Raw genomic sequence first — 22,425 nt, 5'->3', positions numbered from 1 at the left:
CTATTCTCTTTGACAATACGACACTCACCCAGCAGTGGCATCAAGAGTGCAACTCGGCCGCGCCATTCTGAGTGGCGCATCGCCTCCTCGTGTCAGCAGCGGTGGTTTGCTTCTCAGGACCGAGCCATGTGGTGAAGAAAGCGCAGGACGCCGGCCTCTAGTTTCCGTGGAAAGTTGACGATCTCGGCTGGAACGAAGTGTTGCAAGGTTCCCTCTTTCCAACCCCTTAAAACGTAGGGATGGACGTAGGAAGCGCGGCATACACTGGGCGTATTGCGCAGTAGGGTTGCTACTTTGGTCATGACAGCGTTCAGTGCAGCCTGATTAGACCGCTCCCGGGCACGCACCGGTGTTTGTGTTAGCAATCCAGCGGCCCTTACCGTGCCCGACCAAGTGCGAAAGTCTTTGGCGGTGAAATTGCCCACCGACGCCTGCTGCAGATAAGCATTGACCATTCCGGAGTCCACAGCGTGGCGTCCTCCCTCAGCATCTAAATACTGAAAAAGGCGTTGCCCGGGCAATTGCTGTACACGACGCAACAACCGGACCAAGCGGTTATCCGACAGCATCAATTCGACGTGCCGACCGCTCTTGGCACGAAAGCGCAACCGCAAGCATCCATGTTCCCGCTTGAGATGTCGCGTGCGTAAGGTGGTAAGACCATAGCTTCCGTTGTCATGGGCGTATTCCTCGTTACCCACTCGGACAAGCGTCTCATCGAGCAAGCGGACCACCAACGCTAGCACCTTGCTTTTAGGCCAACCTGGCAATGCCAAGTCGGCGCGCACGCGACGACGAAGACTTGGAAGGATAGCCCCGAACTCGCGCATATGATCAAACTTGTCCGCATCGCGATGCCGCCGCCAGTCGGCATGATAGCGATACTGTTTGCGTCCCCTCGCATCACGCCCCGTCGCTTGCAGATGGCCGCGCGGATCGGCGCAGATCCACACATCGGTGTAAGCCGGAGGGATGGCCAGCAGGCGGATTCGCTCCAGAACATCTGCACGCGTAACCCGCCGCCCGCGGGTATCGTAGTAGATAGTCCCCTTTCCCTTGCGAGCGCGGCGATACCCTGCCTGGGCATCGCTGGAATACACCAAAGGCCCTGCCACTTTGCGGGTTCGTTCCAGTCTTTTATGGATCCGCTTTTCTACATCTGCCATTTCTATAAAGAGAGAGGGCGCATGACAGTGGCTCGCTTTTGGACGCAGCAATGGCAAAGTCTGGGCTTGTTTGCATGATCACCGCCACGCTTACCCCTGCTCAATCTTCCTTGACCTCGTCGCCTTCACTATTTCGGCTTTTATGCCCGCCACCCGGAGTGTGGTTGTCCTCACCTGTGCCGTTCTTGGCATCACCGCTGCGATCCGTATCTTCCGGCTTTCTGGGAATTTTGGACGTGTCCACTTCATACGTAGAACAGTGGTTCGAGCTCTTGGTCATCGCAAAGTCTTCCTTCTTCTGGATCTGCGCCTTCTGGACTGCTTCCTCGATGTAGCCAAGCATGTTGCCGGTCCTGGTTTCGATGACGCTGTCGAGTAAATAAGATGAAGGTTGGATCAACGGTACCTAGAGGCTCAGCCGTTCGAGATCACGCTCTTCGTAAGAGCTGGTATGCACCATCACATCCGCAAAGAAGTTCATTTGATCTGAAGGCACACACACATAGGGCTTGTCCGGATGGAGCTTCGCGGGTGCCGAGCGACGCAAGGTCCCAAGCAGATCGCACAGGTAGCCGCGAACTTCGGCCGGCTCTGCCAGATGCTGAGTTGCCCAGCTTGCCGCCCGACTGCCTGTCAGGATGGCGTTGCCACTTAGACTGCGTACATGCGCGAAGGCTGCCTCATCGGAGTGATCGTCACCGAAATACCATGGCTTGCGATCCGCGAATGGAGCGAGTCTGAGCAATCGCTCGACCGCATACGCCTTGGTGATGCCGAGTGGCCTGAACTCGATCGCCCTGTCCCTCAATTGGATGTCGCATCCGGGCAGCGCGGGGGCCAGCAGGCTCGCCTGTAGCAGCAATTCCATCCAGGCAGCATCGTCATCGTGCGCATGCAAGGTCATCATGATCCCCTTGTCTTGCAATATGACGCCAGGGATCTTCAGCGCCAGTTCCGTCACTGCAGCACGCATGCGTGGGCGATCCACGATCGGTATCGCCAGGCGCCGAAGCCGGCCGCCACAACGGATCTCCATGCCGTAAAGACCAGCGACGTTCCAGTCTGTATTGCCGAACAAGCAGTCGATATCCTCGATGCTGCGACCACTCACGAATGCCAGTGCACCGTCCAACGCTTGGCGCAGCTCCATGAGGAGCGCCAGCAGCTTTTTGTCTGCGCACGGTTCACGCGAGCCCTTGACGGCGCCAAGCAGAGTCCCATCGATGTCCAGCAGAATGGCAGGACGCATTTCCGGTCGGTCCTCAGGTGTGGCGAGTAGCGCATGCATGGCAAATGTCATTCCTGGGTTCGATGCCTGCTTGGCAGGGTCCTAAGTGATATCCGCGCAGTAGTGAATTCTTCGTTGCCCATCGACATGACCCAGGCTGCCTCTTTGCAACGAAATTTTCGCGGTTGGTCTATGTCACGCTTACCAAGATGCCGCCTCCCTCGCGCTATCCGCAGGGTGCGCTCCAGCCACCTGCTCCCAATGCTCGATACCCTGCGAATCAACCGTTTGCGAAGAATGTCACCGCATCGACTCCAAATTCGCGAGACGATAGCCAGCCGAATGTATGGTGTGGAGCAATGGCAGATCGAACGGTTTGTCAATGACCTGTCGCAAGTTATACAGATGCGAGCGAAGTGTGTCTGAGTCGGGCATTACGCCGCCCCACACCTGTCGTTCTAGATCACGCCTCTTCACGACATGAGGTGACTCTCGCATCAATATCGTCAGTAGCTTGAGGCATATCGGCGAAAGGCTGAGTTCGCGGCCGCCACGCGTCAATCGCAGCGTCTGGGTCTCCAGCTTCAAGTCGCTGACGATCAAGATATTCTCGAAGACCTGACGCCGTTCGCGGCGTATCAAGGCTAGCAAGCGTGCCTCAAGCTCCCTCGATTCAAACGGTTTCGCCAGATAGTCATCTGCTCCTGTACCCAGACCACTTATCTTGTCATCCGTACTGTTGCGGACACTCAACATCAGAATAGGCGTGGCCTTTCTTGCCTCCTTTCGAAGCTTGCTACACAGGCTCAGGCCGTCCAGCCTGGGTAACATCACATCGAGGACGATGGCATCGTAGTCATCTACGATCGCCATGTGCAGCCCCAACACTCCTTCAGCTGCGCGGTCTACTCTATATCCGGCCCTTTCCAGCAGTATTTGGGTCGTCAATGCGACCTGCTCGTCATCTTCCACCAACAAGATGCGGCCCAAGTAGTCACTTGTATCCATACCCCCTCCCCCGCAGATAGCTGCTTACAACTGGGAGTAGTACTGCCGCACCCGATCCTCAAATCCTGGGTCGGCGAAATCCGGCCAATGATCTTTGTCGAATCCAGGGGCGCTCTCGAGACGGTCCTTGTTGACATTCAAGATGAGACATTTGTTTTCGCCATCGACGGTCAAGGCGTCCCACGGGACAGCAAAGAGCTTGTCGCCAATGCCGAGGACTCCACCGTAGGAAAGGACGCCATAACTCACTTCGCCACTCTGCGTGTCGATCATGATGTCCTTGAGCTCGCCTAGCGCCTCATTGTTGAGGTTCTTTACCTTATCTCCGGTAAGCGTCGAAGCCGAAAGGAATTGGGTACTTGTGTTCGTCATAGCGATGTCCAAATTGAAGTGATGGCCAAAAAGGCGGGGAGCAACAATGCTGCCTGTCCGGGGATCAAATCCCGGTCGATCACCCGAAGGCGAAAATTGACATACTGATAACATCCGCAGGCTCGACCGCTCTGAATCGCATCAGGGACGTCAGGCGCTTTCACCGAATGCAATCGTGCTCAGCAGTGCAAGGGCATCCTTGCGTGAGTCCAGTCGCGTGTGTTGCACCACGATCGGGACATCTGATTCGAACACGCTGGAGTAATCGGTGTCGCGCGGCACCGGTGCTGGATCGGTGAGGTCGTTGAAACGCATGTGCAAGCTGCGCCGTGCAGGCACGATGACGTGGTAAGGCCCCACTGGATCGCGGTCCTTGAAATACAGCATGATGCGCACCTTGGCATCGCAATCGCTTGCGTTGAGCATGCAGGCGGCCTCATGGCTGACGAAGCGGCGGTCTTCATCGTCGCTGCTTTGGCCAGGGATGTAGCCCTCGGCGATGGCCCAACGACGCATCCCGATGCTCATGACCACCTCCGCTGCAATTTGCGCGCACTGCGTTGCAGCAAATTGTCTGATTTGGCTTGGCGACTCGCGGCGTACCAGCAACCTGCGGCCAGCGCAGCCGCGGTGAACAACGCAGCGCCCAGCAAGGGCGAGCGGTTCTTTTCTATCCACAGTGCCCCGCTATGGTTTCGTGCGCGCTGGCTGAAGCGACCGCGTGCGCCAGAGTCGCCGGCCACCGGCGTAAACAAGTTGTCGGCACGATTGGGATCATCGGGCTCGTTGGTCTGCTGACCGCTGTAACCGGTGCGGCCCAGGTAGCGATCAAGCAGGCCCGGCGCGATTTTCTGTCCCCACTCAGCCATCAACGTTGGGGCGCCCACTGGCACACTGCGCCGGCGATGCGCTGCGGCCCATACGATCGCGCTAGCCGCCACCTCCGGCTCGAAGATTGGAGGTACCGGTTGCGGTCGGTTCGGCATGCGGTTGCGTGCCCATGAGAACTGTGGCGTGTTCAACGCCGGCATCTGCACCGAGGTGATGTGGATGCGGCTGCGGTCGTGAATCAGCTCGCTACGCACCGCGTCGATGAACCCCACCAACGCATGCTTGGCTCCGCAGTAGGCCGACTGCAGCGGGATGCTGCGATAAGCCAGCGCGGAACTCACCTGCACAATGGTGCCGCGGTTACGGGGCCGCATGTGCTTTAGCGCCGCCATTGTGCCGTAGACCCCGCCGAGATAGGTGACCTCCGTGACGCGCTTGAACTCCTCTGCATCGATCGCGCTGACCGGCGCGAAAATCGTCACCATCGCGTTGTTGACCCACACGTCGATCGGGCCCAGTTCGTCCTCGATCTTCTGTGCTGCCTGGCCCACTGCCTCCGCGTCAGCCACATCGACGCTGCAGGCCAGCGCACGCACGCCCAGCAGTTCGAGCTCGCGCGCCGTGGCGTTCAATCCCTCTTCGCCGCGGGCCAGCAAGCCCACATGAGCTCCTGCACGGGCGAAGGCGCGTGCGGTGGCGCGACCGACACCGGCGCTAGCGCCGGTGATCACTATTACCTGGTTCTTGAAATCGATAGTCATGTACGTTCCTCGTTAGTCGGGGGCGCGTTGCGGCGCGGGGGCGGCCGGCGCCGTGCCGTCATGGATTGCGCGTTGCAGTACCTGGGCTAAGTGCAGCGGCATACGCCCGGTGGCCTGACGCACTTGCTCGCGGCAACTGAAGCCGTCGGCGATCAGAAGAGTGTCGGCGCCAGTGCGGCGCACAGCGGGCAACAGCACACGCTCACCAATGGTTTGCGATAGCGCGTATTTGTGCGTTTCGAAACCGAACGAACCTGCCATACCGCAGCAGCCGGAATCGAGCAGCTCGTAATCCAGGCCAAGCTGCTCGAACACGTGGCAGTCGGCCTCCTTGCCCATCACCGCGCGATGATTGCAATGCATGTGCACTATGGCTTTCGCCGCAAGACGGTTGGGAACATAGGCGTTCTTCTGCAGGAATTCGGCCAGCGTATGCGTCTGCTTGCACAGCCGCTTGGCATCTTCGTCATGCGGGAATAAGTTGCCAAGCTCGTCGCGGAATGCGGCCACGCAGGCCGGCTCCAATCCCACAATGGGCGTGCCAGCACGGATATCCTCGTGCAGCATGGCGAGGTTCCGCTTCCAAAGCTCGGTGGCGCGATCGAGCATGCCCCAGTCGTACAGCGGCCTGCCGCAGCACAGCGGCTGTTTGGGTAGCACCACGGTGCACCCGGCATGTTCCAATACCTCGACTGCAGCGATCGCGGTCTCGGGAAGAAAGTGGTTGGTGAACGTGTCCGGCCAGAGAATCACGCGAAGGCCGTCCGATTTGCCCTCGCTACGCCGAGCGAACCAATCGCGGAAGGTCTGCTTCGCGAACTCGGGCATCTCGCGCTGTGGTGCTATGCCGCCCAGCTTCTTGAGTAGCGGCGACCACAGACTGCTATGGGTGAAGTAATTCACCGTACGCGGCAGATGCGCTGCCAGTCGTGCCCATACGTGGATCAGGCCCATCGTGTACGCGGCGCGTCGACGCAGGTGCCCCTGGTAGTAGTGGGACAGGAACTCGGCCTTATAGCTGGCCATGTCGACATTGACCGGACAATCGCCCTTGCAGCCCTTGCAAGCCAGGCATAAATCTAATGCGTCGCGTACGTTCTCATCGCGCCAGCCGCCGGTAATCACCTCGCCTTTCAGCATCTCGAACAGCAGCCGTGCTCGCCCTCGCGTCGAATACTTCTCCTCACGGGTGGCCATGAAGCTAGGACACATGGTGTCGTGATGGGTGCGCCGGCAATTGCCAATTCCCACGCAGCGCAGGATGGTGCGACCGAAGTTGTGGTCGTCCTTGGGAAAATGGAAGTGCGTCTGCGACCTTGATGGCGCATAGCCTGTGCCGATGCGCAGGTTTTCAGTAGGTAGGTAAGGATCGACGATCTTGCCCGGGTTCATGTGGCAACCCGGATCCCAGATGCGCTTGAACTCACCGAACGCCTGCACCAGTTCCGCACCGAACATCCGACCGAGGAACTCGGCCTTGGATTGACCATCACCATGCTCGCCGGACAGTGAACCGCCATAGCTCACCACCAGGTCCGCTGCATCGCCAAGGAAACGATGGAATTTATCGATGCCCGGCTGGGTTTCCAGATCGAAATCAATGCGTGTATGGACACAGCCCTGGCCGAAGTGGCCGTACAGATCGCCTTTGTACGAGTAGCGCTTCAGCAAAGCGCGGAAGTCGCGCAAATACGGGCCAAGCTTCTCGGGGGGCACCGCAGCGTCCTCCCAGCCCTCCCAGGTAATCTGCTTGTTCGGTACATGGGCAGTCGCACCAAGTCCTGACTGACGCACCTTCCAGATCAGCTCTTCCTTGGACTTGTCGTCGTACAGCTTCATATCCAACGGGGCATCTTCCCTGCCCTTGAGCTGCTCCATCAGCTTGTGGGCCTTGTCGTCGGATTCGTCCTTGGTCTCGCCACCGAACTCCACCAACAGCCAGCCGCCGCCTTTGGGCAGCAGCTCAAGGTCGTCCGGATGCAAACCAATCGCCTTCATATCGGAGACCAGTTCTTCACCTAGTCCTTCCAGCCCCACTGGGCCGGCGGCCAGCGCGTCCATTACGTGGTCCGCGGCGGAGAACACATCGATGTAGCCAAGCACCAGCAGCGACCGTACCGGCGGGCTGTAGACCAGGCGCGTGGTGGCTTCCAGGATGGTGACGCAGGTGCCCTCGCTGCCGACGAGCGCGCGTGCCACGTTAAAGCCGTTCTCGGGCAGCAGCTCGTCGAGGTTGTAGCCAGACACACGACGTGGAATTTTCGGATAGCGCGAACGGATCAGCTCGGCATATTTGTCGCGCAGCGTCTTCAGTGCGGCGTAGATTTCGCCGCGTCGACCGCCCTCGCGGATGAACCGTTCCAGTTGCGCATCGGACGTGGCGCCCACGCGCATGCGCAAGCCGTCGTAGGTCAGTATCTCCAGTTCCTCGATGTTCTCGGAAGTCTTTCCACCCATTACCGAGTGCACGCCACAGGAGTTGTTGCCGATCATGCCGCCCAGGGTGTTGTGGGTATGCGTGGACGGATCGGGCGCGAAGGTCAGCGTGTGTTTTTCGGCAGCGTCGCGCAGATCGTCCAGGATCAAACCCGGCTCAACCCGTGCACGCTTGTTGGCTGGGTCGAGTTCGACGATGTTGTGCAGGTATTTGGAAAAATCCATCACCACGGCGACATTGCAGCACTGACCGGCCAGCGAGGTGCCGCCGCCGCGCGAAAGCAGCGGTGCACCATATTTTCGGCAAGCGGCCACGGTGGTCACCACGTCCTCGAGTGACTTCGGCAACACCACACCGATCGGCACTTGCCGGTAGTTGGAGCCATCGGTGGCATATAGCGCGCGGCTGCCGGCGTCGAAGCGCACCTCACCTGAGATGCCGGCCAAGTCACGCACCAACGCGTTGACGTAGGCCGGCTGTGTTACCCCAGCGCCGCGCGCATCGGGCTTCAACGCTTCGGCCTTCACTGCTCGTTTTCCGCTAGCGAATGGGTACCAGCGCTGCAGTCGTCATGACCGCACTGGCAACCGTCGCCCGCCCTCGTGCGCACTGAAGATCCCTCAGCCGCGTAGCGGCACTCCTCACTGCAATACGCCTGCCCATTGGGCACTCTGCATCGGCATCCGTGGCGCTGGCATTGTTCCTGCTCGTGATCGATCTGCATGACATGTTCCCCGCTCACCTGAGCTTGCCCGCTGGCCGGAATCACCGGACCGTCGCGATTCAATGCGCCGCGTAGCGCGCGGCGTCGTGTTCTTTCAAAACCAACCCCAACCCTGGCCGGGTTCGATCTGGGCGCAGCACGCCGTCGACCGGCAAAAGCGCACCATCGAAGAGCAGTTGCTCGATGCGCACGTGGTCGTGGAAATACTCTGCATGGATCGCCGGCCGCAGCGCGCAAAGCGGCTGCACGTGGATAGCCGGCGCACAATGCGAGGACAGCGGCAAGTCGAACGCTTCGCACAGCGCGGCCACGCCAAGCAGGCCGCTGATGCCGGCGCAGCGCGTGGCGTCGGCCTGGAGTACGTCCACCGCGTCTGCCGCGAGCATGCGGCGGAAGTACACCGCGTCGTAACCGTATTCGCCGGCGGTGATGTCCATGCCGGGCGGCGCGCGGTCCCGCAGCAGGTGCAGGCCATCCAGGTCATGCGAGGGGCGCGGCTCCTCGAACCAGCTCACGCCAAGTTCGGCGAAGGAATGCGCCAGCGCCAGCGCCTGCTTGCGCGTGTAGGCGCCGTTGGCGTCCACAAACAGGCGCGTACCACCGACAGCGCCGCGAGCCGTCCGTACACGCGCCACGTCGCGATCCGGACTCCGCCCCACCTTCATCTTGACCATGCCGATGCCCGACTCCACCCAACCGCCAAGCTGTTCGGCAAGCTGCTTGTCGGTATAGGAGGTGAAGCCGCCACTGCCGTATACCGGAATCGCCTCACGCACCGCGCCCAGTAAATCCAGCAGAGACAGGTCCAACAACTTCGCCTTGAGATCCCACAAGGCATTATCCACCGCAGCGACGGCCATCGAGGCAATGCCGGGGCGACCGAGATTGCGGATCGCAGCGAGCATCGCTGCCCACACGGCGGCAATGTCCAGTGCGTTGCGTCCAGTCACGACCTTGGCCAGGGTGTCGCGTACCAAAACGGCTGTGGCGCCATCGGCGTAGCTGTAACCCAGGCCGTGTTTGCCCCCAGCGTCGATCTCGACCAACACAAGCGTGGTTGATTCCCACGCCAAGGTACCATCGGATTCCGGCAGGTCAGTCGGCACTGTGTACACAGACACTTTTGGCATCTGGAGTTTCACCGCATCCATGTCAATGTCCACGATGACCGGGAAGGAAGGTGGCAAGCACCTCCTTGGCGGACTGCCGGATCATGCCGCCCGTGTCCTCGTCGCCCTTGAGCATCGATTCGGCAAACGCTTTGGCCTCTTTCAGCGTGATATGAGGCGGCAACGGCGGCACGTCGGGGTCGGTGATCGCCTCGATGACGCATGGTCGATCCGCGGACAACGCGGCGTCGAATGCAGCACCGATCTGTGCGGGATCATTCACCATGATGCCTTTCAGCCCGAGCATCTCGGCGTAGCGTGCATAAGGGAAATCCGGCACATGCTGGGCGACTTCGAATTTCGGATCGCCTTCCATCACGCGCTGCTCCCAGGTCACCTGGTTCAGATCGCGATTGTTGAGCACCAGGATCACCAGGCGCGGGTCGGCCCACTCCTTCCAGTAGTCGCCGATCGTGATAAGTTCGGCATTACCGTTCATCTGCATTGCGCCGTCGCCGACCATCGCAATGGCGACGCGCTCGGGGAACGCGAATTTTGCCGCGATCACGTACGGCACGCCCGGCCCCATCGTTGCCAGGCAACCGGATAGTGAGGCCATCATGCCGCGCCGAACCTTGAGGTCGCGTGCGTACCAGTTGGCCGAGGAGCCTGAATCCGAAGCTAGGATGCAATTGTCAGGCAGTCGCGAGGACAGCTCCCAGAACATGCGTTCGGGATTGATCGGAACGGCCTCATGCATCGCCCGCGCCTCCAGCACGCGCCACCATTCGGCAACGTTCTTCTCGATCGTCTCGCGCCAGCCACGGTCAGTCTTGTGCTGTAGCAGTGGAATCAGCGCACGTAACGTGGCAGCAGCGTCGCCGACCAGACTGATCTCCATCGGGTAGCGGATCGAGAGCATCGCGGGATCGAGATCGATCTGCACGCCGCGCGCCTGCCCTTCCTTTGGCAGGAATTCAGAATACGGGAAGCGCGATCCGATCATCAGCAGCGTGTCGCACTCCATCATCATGTCCCAGCTCGGTTTGGTACCGAGCAGGCCGATGGACCCGGTGACGTACGGCAGCTCGTCGGGTAACGCCGCCTTGCCTAGCAGCGCTTTAGCTACGCCCGCACCAAGCAGCTCGGCAACTTCGATCACCTCGTCGGCGGCCGCCAACGTGCCAGCACCAACCAGGATCGCCACCTTGCTGCCCGCATTCAGCAGATCGGCGGCATGACGCAGATCGCCCTCGACCGGTACCACCCGTGGAGGGCGATAGCCGAAACCGGAATGGATGGTGCCATGCGCACGGGGCGGCACCGGCACCGCGCCGAGGATCTGCACATCGTTAGGTACGATGATGCAGGTCACCGTACGCTTGGCGATCGCGATGCGCAGCGCGCGATCCACCACATGACGGACCTGCGCGGGGACCGTGATCATCTCCACGTAATCGCTGGCCACGTCCTTGAACAACGAGACCAGGTCGACCTCCTGCTGATATTGACCACCCAACGCCGCGCGCGCCTGCTGGCCTACAATGGCTACGACGGGCTGGTGATCGAGCTTGGCATCGTACAGGCCGTTTAGCAGATGGATGGCGCCTGGCCCGGAAGTAGCCAGGCACACGCCGACCTCGCCGGTGAACTTGGCGTGCGCACAGGCCATGAATGCGCACATCTCCTCGTGCCTTGCGCGCACCAACTTGAATTTGTCGCCTGCGCGATCGATCGCGCCCATCAGTCCATTGATGCCATCGCCGGGAAAGCCGTATAAGCGCTCGATGCCCCATTCGGTCAGCCGGTGCAACAGAAAATCGCTGACGTTCTCGCTCATGGCTCGGTTCTCCGGTTCTGATCGGGGACATGGGCCGTAAGCGACCCGCGCAGGCACCGAACAGGGTCGGCGAATGAAAGTCATCCTGCGCGGCATGTCGTTAGTGGACTATAAGTACGCTGTGTGTATCTTCATCACACCAGTGACGGGCGCGCTCACGTTCTTTCCTTCAGGACGCATGATCAAGCCAACCACCGTGAAAGCCGGCGCGGCGCAGACCGCGCACCAAAGGCGCGCAGTCGCGCATCAAGCGCCAGATCAGGCCATTGCGATAGTTTTCCAGCATCAGCACGATGGGACCCTGGTGCAATCCGTAGTGCCACGGTGAAGCCCAGCCGACATCGCCACGTTTGGCATGGAAGCTTGAATTGAAAGAGGCGTAGAACCCGAAGTCGTTGCGCGGGTTCTCAGTTTCCTCGACCAGATGGCGCAGGGTGGGCACCACCAACTCGGGTGCGAAAGGCAGTGAAGCCAGCGATGCCCACGGCGCCATCGTTCCGTCGTCCGGTCCGAATGGCGCGCCGCGTGCAGCGTAGCCGGCGAAGCGCAACAGCTTACCTTTCCTCTTTTGCGCCGCCGGCCCTGGGCCATGGGTAGCGGTCAACCCCCAGCACTTCGCCTGATAACCTTCGAAACCTCGCGGGTTGCGCCGTGCGTATTCGTATTGCACATACGTGGCACGGCGACTGTTCTCGAAATAATCGATACCCTTCTCCGCCATATAGGCATCGTGGATTCCCAGGAAGTCGATCCAGACATGCGAGAACTGATGAATAAACATCGGTCCGGCATACACGTAGGCCAATTCATAGATCCGCTTCCAGCGGTAGCCGCTCAGCCAGTGGGCATAGACATTGGAGGTGGGTGGATGGCTTGCTGAACCGAGTGCCAGCGCATACATGATCAGCGCCTCGTTGTAACCCACCCAGCTGGCGCGCTGGAAGCCACGCTCCGGCTTCCACCCCATCGAGATGCCGGCGCCACCATGTTGTGCCCAGCGCCAGTCGACGCTGTCATAGATTGCATTCGCTGCGGTGCGGATTTCGGCTTCTTCACGATGCTCGCCGCTGAAGTACTGCGCACAGGTGAGCATGCCCGCCACCAGCAATGCGGTGTCGATAGTGGAAAGCTCGCAATTACCCGCGCGCCGTCCCGTCCGGAGATCGAGGAAGTGATAGAAGAATCCTTTGTAACCGACGCCATCGGGCGCGCCGGACTGATCCGCCATCAGAAAGAAGCGCAACGTCCCCAAGACCAGCTTGCGCGCCGCTGCGCGTGTCATCCAGCTCCGCTCCACCGCTACTGGATAACAAGACAAGGCGAACCCCACCGCGGCGATGCTGCATGGCGAGTGCGGCTCGGTCGAGTCGGGTATCAGTCCGTTGCCGGGCTGGCGGTGATCGATGAAGTATCGGAACGAATCGTGCTGGATCAGGTCCAGCAAATCTTCGTTGCTGGATCCTGTCATTGATTTTTTCACGAAGATTCTCCCGTGCTGTCGTCATTCGGGACATGCAGCGTGATCGCAGCGACGGCGTGCGGAGGCAGATCGATGTTCAGTGAGAATCCACCGGTCTTCGCGTGCCACCGCAATGGCTCGCGTTGCAGGAGCGCAGCCTCGTTCAGCCGATGCTGCTGCTCGGCATTTGGATAGTCCGGAGAGCCAAGCTCCTCCCATAGCTTGCGCGGATTGCAATGATCTTCGTCGATGCGCTCCAGCCACGCGCCAGTGGGTGGCTGTGAGCAGGCAAGTTCAATTGTCACTTTCTCGGCCGCGATCGGATGTTCTGGGAACGCGTGGTTGCTCAGCAGCACCATCACGACGCCCTCCCCGCGCACCACCGCAGCGTCCACTGTGACATGCGCACCGTCCACCCGAAGCCGTTCATGACCGAGCCGGTGCAGCATCTGGAACGCGCGATAAGTAGGTTTGGGGATGCCGTCTATAGTGAGTAGGCCGAAGCCGCCATGGAACGGTACCGAGGAAAAGTAGTTCTCGGCGAAAATGTCCGAGAACGTCCACCAGCTATAGCACTGCACCAAATCGGCTACGGCCAAGAAGTTCTTGATCATGAAAGCTGCCGCGTATGGCTCGTCATGAAGCTTGAAGAACGGATTGGACGAGCTACACCATTCTGTGTAGTACACAGGCAGAGTGGCCGCTGCGGCACAGCTGTCCAGCACGCGCCGATGCAAGATGCCACGCGTTGCCAACGAAAGCTGTTTTTCGGTGTCGTCGCCCGGCTTGCCGAATGCGTCGGTTGGGTAATGATGGGTTGATACGAAATCACACGGCAGCCTCGCTCGCCGGCAGAACGCCACGAAGTCCGCGATCCATTCGTCATTGGCAGTGGCGGGACCACCCACCTGCAACTGAGCATCGACCGACTTGATGGTAGTCGCGGTGTGCCGGTACAGCTCGAAATAGTCGGCCTGGGTTCCGGTCCAGAACGAGGAAATATTGGGCTCATTCCATACTTCGAAGTACCACCTGCGCACCTCGTCCAGTCCGTAGCGATCGACCCAGTGTCGCAGCAGTCGATCGATCAGCGCTTCCCAGTCGGCCAGTTTCTTCGGCGGCGTCACGTTGCCGCGATAACTGAATACTGTGGTGTGGCCTGATGCCAGCGCGGTGGGCATGAAACTCAGTTCCACGAACGGGCGCATGCCGATCTCGCGCAGGAAATCGATGATCAGGTCCGCGTTGTGGAAGCCGTAGTGCAGCGTGTCCTGCTCATCCAACAGAATCGCCATATCGTCGTCGAGCAGCCCATGGAAGCGCACATATTCGACACCGAGTTCCTCACGCACACGGCGCATCTGCTCGCGCCAATCCGCACGCAAGGCCATACGCGCGTGATCGCTTCCAATGGTGTGCGACCACACATGGCGCAAGAGGTCGCCTGTCTGGTCGAGATTGCAATGGAATTCGGGCATCGTTCATCTCCTCCGTTCAGATGTCACCACCCTGCATGCGGTGCTTCCTTGCGTCGGCATACCGACCGCCGCTAGCACGATCGGCATCGACGACCATGCAAGCCCAGCCGCCGAGGCAGTGAAGATCAGCGATCCGCCGCGCAAACACATGAAGATCGTCATAAGCAATACCTAGTGCTGCGCGATGCCGAGATTGGTGAACGCATCGAATACCCCGAAGAGAAATCAGTGCACTGCTCGCGCCAGGAAAAATCAGCAACACGATCAATGTGTCGATCTGCTTAGCTAATGCGGATGGCGAGGCCAGCTACGCTGGAGCGGCAACGTTTAGTGTTCATCCTGCGCGTCTCACCAAATAGATCAGCGGAAACACGAAGACTCACACGATTTCTTCGAGGAAAAATCTAAGCGTAGGAATGGCGAAGTTAACGCGGTGTGGTTGTTACGTTCTCACGAGGACATGCGTGGCGTTTCGTCACCTCAAAGATGCAAGAGTCCTGCAAGGATCCATCTACAGAATATTTTTCGGAGAACTCACATGCCCATGGTTCGATTTCGACTCATCGGCCAACGTGACGATGCAGACACTCTCATCACTTCGTTGCACGGCATCGACGAAGTCGACCATGTCGAAGAAGTCGACGACTTGATACCTCGTATGCGCGACGATTCCAGCTCGTCGGAGCAGGCCAGTGATAGCGAGGGAAAGGTCTATTGTGTCGAAGTCGAGGTCCGCGACGACGAGGTATTCGATACTGTGCGCAGAAAGGCGGAAGACCTTACTCGCCGGCTAGGCGTCGGCATCGAATTCGTTGACGAGTTCTAGAAAACAGCTTATCCGTCGCGGCCACTTCTGGCCTTGACGGGGCATTCGACTCGTCGCAGGCATTGTCTGGACTTGATTCGCCACATCTCTTTCCGCCACACGATTTGCTTATGGCATTCGGCGGAAAGGACAGGTAGTTCCAGGAAACATCGGACTCAGGCCGCATCCCCCGCAGCGCTCATTTCCGTATCAAGATCCGCGACGCGATAGCCTGCCGAATGAATGGTATGGAGCAGTTGGTTGGCGAATGGCTTGTCGATGATGCGACGCAGGTTGTACAGGTGCGAGCGCAAGGTATCGGAGTCAGGAAGCGTATCGCCCCAGATTTCGCGCTCGATGTCGCGTCGGCTTACCACGCGCGGAGATTCACGCATCAGGATCGCCAGCAACCTCAGTCCAATCGGCGACACATTGAGCACCTTGCCAGCACGCGTTAACCGCAGGATCGCCGTATCGAGCACCATATCGCCGACGGTCAGAATCTCGGTAGACACCTGCCGACGATCGCGTCGAATCAGGGCATGCACCCGCGCCGCAAGCTCACTCAACTGGAACGGCTTCACGAGATAGTCGTCAGCACCTGCTTCCAGACCCGTGAGCTTGTCGTCCAGGCTGCCGCGCCCTGTAAGCATCAGAAGAGGAGTGGCTCTGTTTGCTTCACGGCGCAGTTTCCGGCATACCTCCAGGCCGTCCATCCCAGGCAATGAGAGGTCGAGCACGAGGACGTCATAGCTGCCAGTCACTGCAAGATGCAATCCGCTAGGACCGTCGGCAGCGTAGTCGACGGAGTAACCGATTTTTTCGAGAAATTCGCCTAATGGCTCGGAGATCTGGCGATTGTCTTCCACCAGCAAGATCAAACCTTTCTGGTCATCACGCATGCTCATGTGAATTCCTGCGATATCGCCCCCTGCACATACCAGCTAAGCGGAGAAGAGATGACGGGCAAGTGAAAGTGACGCGCCCGCTGGATGTCTTGCAGCTGCGACAATTCACCCACCCAAAGTTCATGGCGAAGTAACAAGCGGCCCGAAATGATGGAAGCCATCGAAAAAATCGGAATCCCTCATGTTTCCCTTTACGTTGTCGTCGCTCTTGCAAAGCATGCCGGCTCCACCGGAACCTGCGCCTGCGCCACAAGAGCCCGTACCACCAAGCCATCCCGGCGAACCGCCAGCGCCGATGCCACCACCCGCTCCGCCATTTCCGCAACCGGGGCGTCCACCACTGGTCGAGCCGGAACCCGCGCCATTACCAATAGGCGATCCCGTGCCACCACCTCCCGAACGCCCCACGGCATGAGGCACCGATCACGGCGATACCTTGCCCGATGCCTCCCTCCGCTTCACACAAAGTGGTCTATGTTGCGCTCGGCGGCAACCTGCTGATTGCTGTCGTGAAGTTCATGGCAGCAGCTTATTCCGGCAGTTCAGCAATGCTGAGCGAAGGCGTGCATTCTCTTGTCGATACCACCAATGAATTGCTGCTCCTTTATGGTTTGCGCCGCGCCGCTATGCCTCCGGATCCACTGCATCCGTTCGGACATGGTCGCGAACTGTATTTCTGGAGCTTCATTGTGGCGCTGCTGGTTCTGGCGATAGGCGCTGGTCTCTCCTTCTACGAAGGTGTCGTCCACATTGCACGCAATAAGACGATCGATCATTCCGGCGTGAATTACATCGTTCTGCTGTTTTCGATGCTGTTCGAAGGCAGCTCATGGTGTGTCGCATTGCGCGAATTCCGCGCCCGCAAAGGCAAGCTTGGCTACTTCGAGGCGTTTCGCCTAAGTAAGGATCCGACCACCTTCACCGTGCTACTGGAAGACAGTGCGGCTCTGGTCGGGTTGCTGATTGCGCTGATTGGACTGGCAGGTGCGCAACTGCTCAAATTGCCGGTGTTCGACGGCATTGCCTCTGTTGGCATCGGCTGCGTGCTGGCCGTCTCGGCTCTGCTGCTCGCACGGGAAACCAAAGGGTTGCTAATCGGCGAAACCGCCCATCCCGCCGTAAGCGATGCGATCATGGCGATCGCCGCCGCCGACGCTGACGTGCGCACCGCCAATGGCGTATTGACCGTGCAGATGGGGCCACATCAGGTAGTTGCTGCGCTGAGCGCCGAATTCGAGGATGTGCTTTCCACCACACAGATCGAAGCCTGCGTCCATCGGATCGAAAAGCGAGCAAAGGTGGCTCGCCCGGAGATCATTTCGCTGTTCATCAAGCCGCAGACCGCCAAAGTCTGGCAAGATCGCCGCCGCGCGATCGAAGCGAACGCGCATGAACTGGATAACTGAACTCTCATCTCCGCTTGGCCGCACCACAAGGCCTGTGGACTTTGAGTACAAACCGCCTTCGATTCGCTCACTGAGCGTCAGTTGTTCTTGTGGCTCTTCCGATCCAACTTCGCATGCCGTTCCGGACTGCTTCCGGGATGACTTCATCTCGATCTCGTTCGCTCCGTGTACTGCTCACGTTGCCCGACTGATTGCCAGGACCACTCTCTCCACCCTATACGCGGCATCAGGCATGGGCTTTTTTTTACTGACGGCGAGGTGGGGCCGCGCGATGTGCGTCCCCTCGCGTTGAAGGTGAGCTAGGGCGACTGACACTATAGGTGACGTACACGCGTCTTTAATCGGCTCATCGACCGTGGGGAAGCAGTTGACGGCATCCGGTTGTGACGAAAACTCAACGTGGCCGCGATCATGATCGAACCGGTTTCGAGAAATGGCTGATGCGATAGGCGGCTTCAGCGCCTTCCTTCGTGGCCGCGATCTCGCTGGCGAATCCTGTCGCTCAGCAAGGTGCGGACTCCTAAGAGAATCCCGAAGGCGGCGCTCGATCCACCCAACCGGAGAAACCGATGAACGATCGCGAGCAACGTTGTGCCCATCCCGCCTGCCATTGCATGGTGCGATGCGACGAGCCTTATTGCAGCGACTACTGCCGTAAGCGCGTGGAGACACCGCTCTCGGATGAACCGGCCGAATGTCGCTGCAGGCATGCGGCATGCGCTTCCGGTGCAGCCAAGCTTCCCGAGCATTGAGCTTGCGATCCAGCAGGATGAAACAGTACACGCCACGACGCATAATGCGGAATGCTTAGGCGGCGCAAGCCGCCACGGACCGATTCGATGAAGAAAGCGTCGTCCATTTCGCGCGAATCCATGGACAAGGATAAAGCCTCCTTGCCTCGTCCTGCAGCGACGCCGGAGCAACTTTCGCCGCTTTTGGTAGTCGGCATCGGCGCCTCTGCTGGGGGTCTGGAAGCGTATAAGGCCTTCTTCTCGAACCTGCACACGGATGTAGGCGCGTCCAAGGGTGGCTTTGCGTATGTCCTCGTACAGCACCTCTCGCCAGAACACGTTAGCCTGCTTGCTGAACTTGTGGGACGCGCCACCACCATGCCCGTGACCGAAGCAACCGATGGCGAGCGTGTAGCCCCTGATCATGTTTACGTAATTCCGCCCAACGCCACGTTGACCATCGCAGACGGCGTGCTCAAGGTCAGCAAGCCGGCTCCGCCGCGCCAGGATCGCTGGCCGATCAATACGTTCTTTGCGTCGCTGGCAGAGGATCTTGGTGACTGTGCCGTTAGCATCGTGTTGTCCGGCACCGGTAGCGATGGCGCGCTCGGCTTGCGCGCGATCAAGGACCGAGGTGGCCTGACTATGGCTCAGTCCGGCTTCGATCACCTAGCGATGAGCGGCATGCCAGCCAGCGCAGCGTCCACCGGCTACGTCGACGACGTTCTGCCCGTGGAAGCGATGCCAGCGCGGCTGTTGACCTATCGCAAGCAGATTGTCGACACCCGTAAAAGGCATGACGACCATGGCATCCGCCGGGATCTGGGAGCGCATCTGCGGACGTTGTGCCGGCTATTGCGCACCCAAGTCGGTCACGATTTCAGCCATTACAAGCGCAGCACCCTGCTGCGACGTATCCAGCGCCGGATGCTGGTATGCCAGACCGAAACTGTTCCCGACTACATCGCCTACCTCGAGCAGCACTCACAGGAACATCAGCAGCTGTTTCGCGAGTTGCTGATCGGAGTCACGGAATTCTTCCGCGATGCTCCCGCTTTTGCCGCGCTGCGCGACGAGGCGATACCGCGCATGCTGGCCGACAAGGGCGCTGCCGACACGTTGCGCGTATGGGTGCCCGGCTGTGCTACTGGCGAAGAGGCATATTCGATCGCGATACTGCTGCGCGAGGCTATCGGCGCTCAGAGTGCACCCAAGGTGCAGATCTTCGCCACGGACCTCGACGATCGCGCTATCGACATCGCTCGAGCCGGGCGTTATCGGATGCCCTTGCAGGGAATGACCCCAGAGCGTCTGGAGCGCTGGTTCAACAAGGATGGAGAAGATTACTGCGTGGCAAAATCCCTGCGCGAAATGTGTATCTTCTCGCCACACAGCGTAATCAAGGATCCGCCCTTCTCGCGGCTGGATCTGGTTTCATGCCGCAATCTGCTGATCTACATGGATTCTGATCTGCAGGAGCGGCTCTTCCAGACCTTTCATTACGCCTTGCAACCCGGCGGGTTCCTCTTGCTCGGGCCATCCGAAAGCCCTGGCCGCAGTGCGCAACTATTTGCCGAAATCGACAAGAAGCGACGCCTGTACCAGCGCCGCGAAAGCCAGCGGGTGACCGGCATACCGGCGTTTCAAGCGAACGAACGCAGTCCGGTCGGACGGATAGGTGCACGTATCGCTGCCCCACCCTCCCGGAGTATGGAAGACAGTATTGATCGAAACGTACGCCGCGTGTTGGAGAAATATTCGCCCGCCTATCTAGTGATCAATAGGCATCACGACATCCTGCGCTTCTCTGGCGACACCGGCCGCTATCTCTCGCCTTCCACAGGAACGGCCAATCTCAATGTTCATACATTGCTGCACAAGGGCCTACGGGAACCGGCGCGCGCACTCATACGCGAGGTTTTCAGCGGCAATCAAGCACTCGTCCGCGATGGACTCTCGGTGGAAATCGACGGGAGAAGGCAGCTTCTTCGGCTGATTGCCGAACCGTTGACCGACGAGAATGACCTCTGCCTGCTTGCTTTCGAAGAACGGAGTCTGCCATTGCCTCCGGCCGACACAGTAGACGGGACACCTTCCGACGCGCTCGAGCGTATCCGTGCCCTTGAGCATGAGTTGGATTCGGCGCGGACGCAGTTGCATACGGCCATCGAGCTACATGAGTCAGCCACTGAAGAGCTGAAGTCGGCCAACGAGGAATACCAGTCGGTCAACGAGGAGTTGCAGTCCGCGAACGAGGAGCTGGAAACGTCCAAGGAGGAGATGCAATCAGTCAATGAGGAACTGAATGTCGTCAACGCCGAAGCCAGTAGCAAGAACGAAATACTGACGCGGCTGAACAGCGACTTGGTCAACCTGATGGACAGCACCCAGATTGCCACGCTGTTCCTGGACCGCAGCATGCACATCCGCAACTTCACGCCGGCGATAAAGGAGCTTTTCCACTTGCGCGAGGGCGACCGCGGCCGCCCGATTACTGAGATTTCCGCGCGCATCAACTATCCCGACCTGGCCAGTGACGTGGCGCGCGTCACAAGCGAGCTTGGTGTTTTCGAGCGGAGGTTGGGCGAGGGCTCCCCCGGTGAATCGGTCTATTTGCTGCGCATACGGCCTTACCACACCGTCGAGCAGGTCGTCGATGGTGTGGTTTTGACCTTCGTGGATATCACACAGAACCATCGCAGCGAGACCGCACGCGCACGGTTGGCAGCCATTGTCGACAATTCGCAGGACGCGATCATCGGTTACACCGTGGACGATACAATCACCAGTTGGAATGCCGGGGCCGAGCGTATTCTCGGCTATCGCGCGGAGCAGATACTAGGCCAGCCCATCGCGACGCTGCTGCCACCCGGCGCCGGCAGCGGGGCGTACGACGCCTTTGCGCGCGAGCACGACGGCGAGTTCGAAGCCACCTGGCGTACCAGCGATGATCATCAGATACCTGTATCGGTGACCAACGCGCTAATGCGTGATGCAGACGACCGCATCATCGGCGGAGCGCTCATCGCGCGCGATATTACCGAACGTCGGCATGCCGAAGAACATGGCCGCCGGATGATTGGAGAGCTTAATCACCGAGTCAAGAATACGCTGGCCAGCGTGCAAGGCATCGTCATGCAAACGCTCAGCCGCGCCTCCAGTCTCGAAGAATTCCAGACCGATTTCCTAGCCCGACTGCAGGCCCTATCGAATACGCACAACCTGCTCGCGCAAAAGTCCTGGGAGGACGTCAACCTCAACGCTCTGCTCTTGAACGAACTTGCACCCTATCAGGAAGGCAATGGGCCGGACGTCGCTGCGAACGCGCGAGTGCAGGTTCAGGGCACGGACGTTAGGCTCGCCCCGAAATCTGCCTTGGCGCTGAGCATGGCGCTGCACGAACTGACCATCAACGCTGTGAAATATGGCGCCTTGTCAGTCCCGAATGGACGTATCGAGGTGAGCTGGAAGGTTGATTCCGCGCGTCGCAATCCCCGGCTGCATCTGTGCTGGCAGGAAATCGATGGGCCTGTCGTGGTCGAGCCCACCCATCGCGGTTTCGGTGCGCGCCTGATCGCCAATGGCCTGCCGCATGAGCTGGATGGCAAAGTTAAGCTCGAATTTCTTCGTGAAGGCGTTCGCTGCACGATCGACGTGCCACTCGATGCGCAAAAGGCGTCACCATGAGCAGCGCCACGCCCTGCATTCTGGTTGCCGAGGATGAAATGCTGGTAGCAATGACGCTGGAGGATGTGATTCAGCGCGCCGGCTTCAGCGTATTGTTGACGGCCCGATTGAGCCAGGGCATGGAGCTCGCTGCGACGGAGTGGGTCGATGCCGCTATCCTGGACATCAATCTCGCAGGTGAAGATAGCTTTCCGCTCGCCGCGGAGTTGCGCCGCCGAAAGATCCCGTTCGTATTCGCTTCCGGTTATGGAAGCGACGGATTACCGGACGAATATCGCGACGTCGAAGTGTTGCTGAAGCCCTATAGCGTGAAGCATATCGAGGATGCCTTGGATCGCATGATCGCCGCCGGGCGAGCCGCGTAGCCTAATATTGGAACTGTTCGAAGAACACTCGTCCCCATGATGCATGTTGATGGTGTCATGCTGCGATTGGCGATAGGTTGAACACCGGGAACAGGTCGTATGAGAGGACT

Annotated in this window: 17 protein-coding genes; 4 read left to right on the top strand and 13 right to left on the bottom strand. The window is 59.5% G+C overall.

Going from position 1 to position 22,425, the window contains the following annotated elements:
* Positions 1-113: 113 nt before the first annotated feature.
* The 12 genes from IHE49_RS17810 to IHE49_RS17755 form a co-directional block, all read right to left on the bottom strand.
* A complete protein-coding gene (locus IHE49_RS17810) occupies positions 114-1,223 on the bottom strand; it encodes a DNA topoisomerase IB (protein WP_225578548.1) in 1,110 nt (369 codons plus the stop codon).
* Between the two features lie 43 nt (positions 1,224-1,266).
* Entirely contained in the window at positions 1,267-1,509 is a 243-nt protein-coding gene (locus IHE49_RS17805) for a hypothetical protein (RefSeq protein ID WP_192160450.1), read from the bottom strand.
* 63 nt (positions 1,510-1,572) lie between these two features.
* Complete coding sequence (otsB, locus tag IHE49_RS17800) at positions 1,573-2,454, bottom strand: trehalose-phosphatase (RefSeq protein ID WP_192160448.1); 882 nt, start codon at positions 2,452-2,454, stop codon at positions 1,573-1,575.
* Positions 2,455-2,694: 240 nt separating this feature from the next.
* A complete protein-coding gene (locus IHE49_RS17795) occupies positions 2,695-3,402 on the bottom strand; it encodes a response regulator transcription factor (protein ID WP_192160442.1) in 708 nt (235 codons plus the stop codon).
* Between the two features lie 24 nt (positions 3,403-3,426).
* The gene (locus IHE49_RS17790) at positions 3,427-3,774 is read right to left on the bottom strand and encodes a PRC-barrel domain-containing protein (RefSeq protein ID WP_192160440.1); all 348 of its coding nucleotides are present in this window, start codon (positions 3,772-3,774) and stop codon (positions 3,427-3,429) included.
* A 150-nt stretch (positions 3,775-3,924) separates the two neighbouring features.
* Positions 3,925-4,302, bottom strand: a complete 378-nt coding sequence (locus tag IHE49_RS17785; protein ID WP_192160438.1) for a sensory rhodopsin transducer — start codon at positions 4,300-4,302, stop codon at positions 3,925-3,927.
* Positions 4,299-5,366 (bottom strand): SDR family oxidoreductase, encoded by a 1,068-nt coding sequence (locus tag IHE49_RS17780; RefSeq protein WP_192160436.1) that lies wholly within the window; start codon positions 5,364-5,366, stop codon positions 4,299-4,301. The genes IHE49_RS17785 and IHE49_RS17780 overlap by 4 nt, the downstream gene beginning before the upstream one ends.
* 12 nt (positions 5,367-5,378) lie before the next feature.
* Complete coding sequence (locus tag IHE49_RS17775; protein WP_343227603.1) at positions 5,379-8,330, bottom strand: FAD-linked oxidase C-terminal domain-containing protein; 2,952 nt, start codon at positions 8,328-8,330, stop codon at positions 5,379-5,381.
* 256 nt (positions 8,331-8,586) lie between these two features.
* On the bottom strand, positions 8,587-9,657 hold the full coding sequence (locus tag IHE49_RS17770) for an enolase C-terminal domain-like protein (RefSeq protein ID WP_225578547.1): 1,071 nt from the start codon (positions 9,655-9,657) through the stop codon (positions 8,587-8,589).
* Between the two features lie 22 nt (positions 9,658-9,679).
* Positions 9,680-11,533, bottom strand: a complete 1,854-nt coding sequence (locus tag IHE49_RS17765; RefSeq protein WP_343227602.1) for a thiamine pyrophosphate-requiring protein — start codon at positions 11,531-11,533, stop codon at positions 9,680-9,682.
* Between the two features lie 112 nt (positions 11,534-11,645).
* Positions 11,646-12,956: a glucoamylase family protein gene (locus tag IHE49_RS17760; RefSeq protein ID WP_343227601.1), complete on the bottom strand. Its 1,311-nt coding sequence runs from the start codon at positions 12,954-12,956 to the stop codon at positions 11,646-11,648.
* Positions 12,953-14,413, bottom strand: a complete 1,461-nt coding sequence (locus tag IHE49_RS17755; RefSeq protein WP_192160435.1) for a glycosyl hydrolase — start codon at positions 14,411-14,413, stop codon at positions 12,953-12,955. The genes IHE49_RS17760 and IHE49_RS17755 overlap by 4 nt, the downstream gene beginning before the upstream one ends.
* A gap of 538 nt (positions 14,414-14,951) precedes the next feature.
* Between IHE49_RS17755 and IHE49_RS17750 the strand changes: the two genes are divergently transcribed.
* Positions 14,952-15,239, top strand: coding sequence for a hypothetical protein (locus tag IHE49_RS17750; protein WP_192160434.1), 288 nt, complete (start codon positions 14,952-14,954; stop codon positions 15,237-15,239).
* Positions 15,240-15,394: 155 nt separating this feature from the next.
* Here IHE49_RS17750 and IHE49_RS17745 read toward each other — a convergent pair whose 3' ends face one another.
* Positions 15,395-16,126 (bottom strand): response regulator transcription factor, encoded by a 732-nt coding sequence (locus tag IHE49_RS17745; RefSeq protein WP_192160433.1) that lies wholly within the window; start codon positions 16,124-16,126, stop codon positions 15,395-15,397.
* Positions 16,127-16,569: 443 nt separating this feature from the next.
* Here IHE49_RS17745 and IHE49_RS17740 point away from each other — a divergent pair, with 443 nt between their 5' ends.
* The 3 genes from IHE49_RS17740 (at position 16,570) to IHE49_RS17730 (ending at position 22,315) form a co-directional block, all read left to right on the top strand.
* Positions 16,570-17,532, top strand: a complete 963-nt coding sequence (locus tag IHE49_RS17740; RefSeq protein ID WP_192160432.1) for a cation diffusion facilitator family transporter — start codon at positions 16,570-16,572, stop codon at positions 17,530-17,532.
* Between the two features lie 839 nt (positions 17,533-18,371).
* Complete coding sequence (locus tag IHE49_RS17735; RefSeq protein WP_192160430.1) at positions 18,372-21,950, top strand: chemotaxis protein CheB; 3,579 nt, start codon at positions 18,372-18,374, stop codon at positions 21,948-21,950.
* On the top strand, positions 21,947-22,315 hold the full coding sequence (locus IHE49_RS17730; protein WP_192160428.1) for a response regulator: 369 nt from the start codon (positions 21,947-21,949) through the stop codon (positions 22,313-22,315). Before IHE49_RS17735 ends, IHE49_RS17730 begins: the two co-directional genes overlap by 4 nt.
* Positions 22,316-22,425 lie beyond the last annotated feature (110 nt).

This window comes from Rhodanobacter sp. 7MK24 (genome assembly GCF_014842995.1).
Classification (GTDB): Bacteria; Pseudomonadota; Gammaproteobacteria; order Xanthomonadales; family Rhodanobacteraceae; genus Rhodanobacter_A.
This window is presented reverse-complemented; position numbering and strand designations above follow the sequence as displayed.

Coding starts and splice junctions, on each gene's coding strand:
- IHE49_RS17805 (WP_192160450.1), bottom strand. CDS start 1,509: ATGCTTGGCTACATCGAGGAAGCAGTCCAGAAGGCGCAGATCCAGAAG.
- otsB (WP_192160448.1), bottom strand. CDS start 2,454: ATGCATGCGCTACTCGCCACACCTGAGGACCGACCGGAAATGCGTCCT.
- IHE49_RS17795 (WP_192160442.1), bottom strand. CDS start 3,402: ATGGATACAAGTGACTACTTGGGCCGCATCTTGTTGGTGGAAGATGAC.
- IHE49_RS17790 (WP_192160440.1), bottom strand. CDS start 3,774: ATGACGAACACAAGTACCCAATTCCTTTCGGCTTCGACGCTTACCGGA.
- IHE49_RS17785 (WP_192160438.1), bottom strand. CDS start 4,302: ATGAGCATCGGGATGCGTCGTTGGGCCATCGCCGAGGGCTACATCCCT.
- IHE49_RS17780 (WP_192160436.1), bottom strand. CDS start 5,366: ATGACTATCGATTTCAAGAACCAGGTAATAGTGATCACCGGCGCTAGC.
- IHE49_RS17770 (WP_225578547.1), bottom strand. CDS start 9,657: ATGCCAAAAGTGTCTGTGTACACAGTGCCGACTGACCTGCCGGAATCC.
- IHE49_RS17755 (WP_192160435.1), bottom strand. CDS start 14,413: ATGCCCGAATTCCATTGCAATCTCGACCAGACAGGCGACCTCTTGCGC.
- IHE49_RS17750 (WP_192160434.1), top strand. CDS start 14,952: ATGCCCATGGTTCGATTTCGACTCATCGGCCAACGTGACGATGCAGAC.
- IHE49_RS17745 (WP_192160433.1), bottom strand. CDS start 16,126: ATGAGCATGCGTGATGACCAGAAAGGTTTGATCTTGCTGGTGGAAGAC.
- IHE49_RS17740 (WP_192160432.1), top strand. CDS start 16,570: ATGCCTCCCTCCGCTTCACACAAAGTGGTCTATGTTGCGCTCGGCGGC.
- IHE49_RS17735 (WP_192160430.1), top strand. CDS start 18,372: ATGAAGAAAGCGTCGTCCATTTCGCGCGAATCCATGGACAAGGATAAA.
- IHE49_RS17730 (WP_192160428.1), top strand. CDS start 21,947: ATGAGCAGCGCCACGCCCTGCATTCTGGTTGCCGAGGATGAAATGCTG.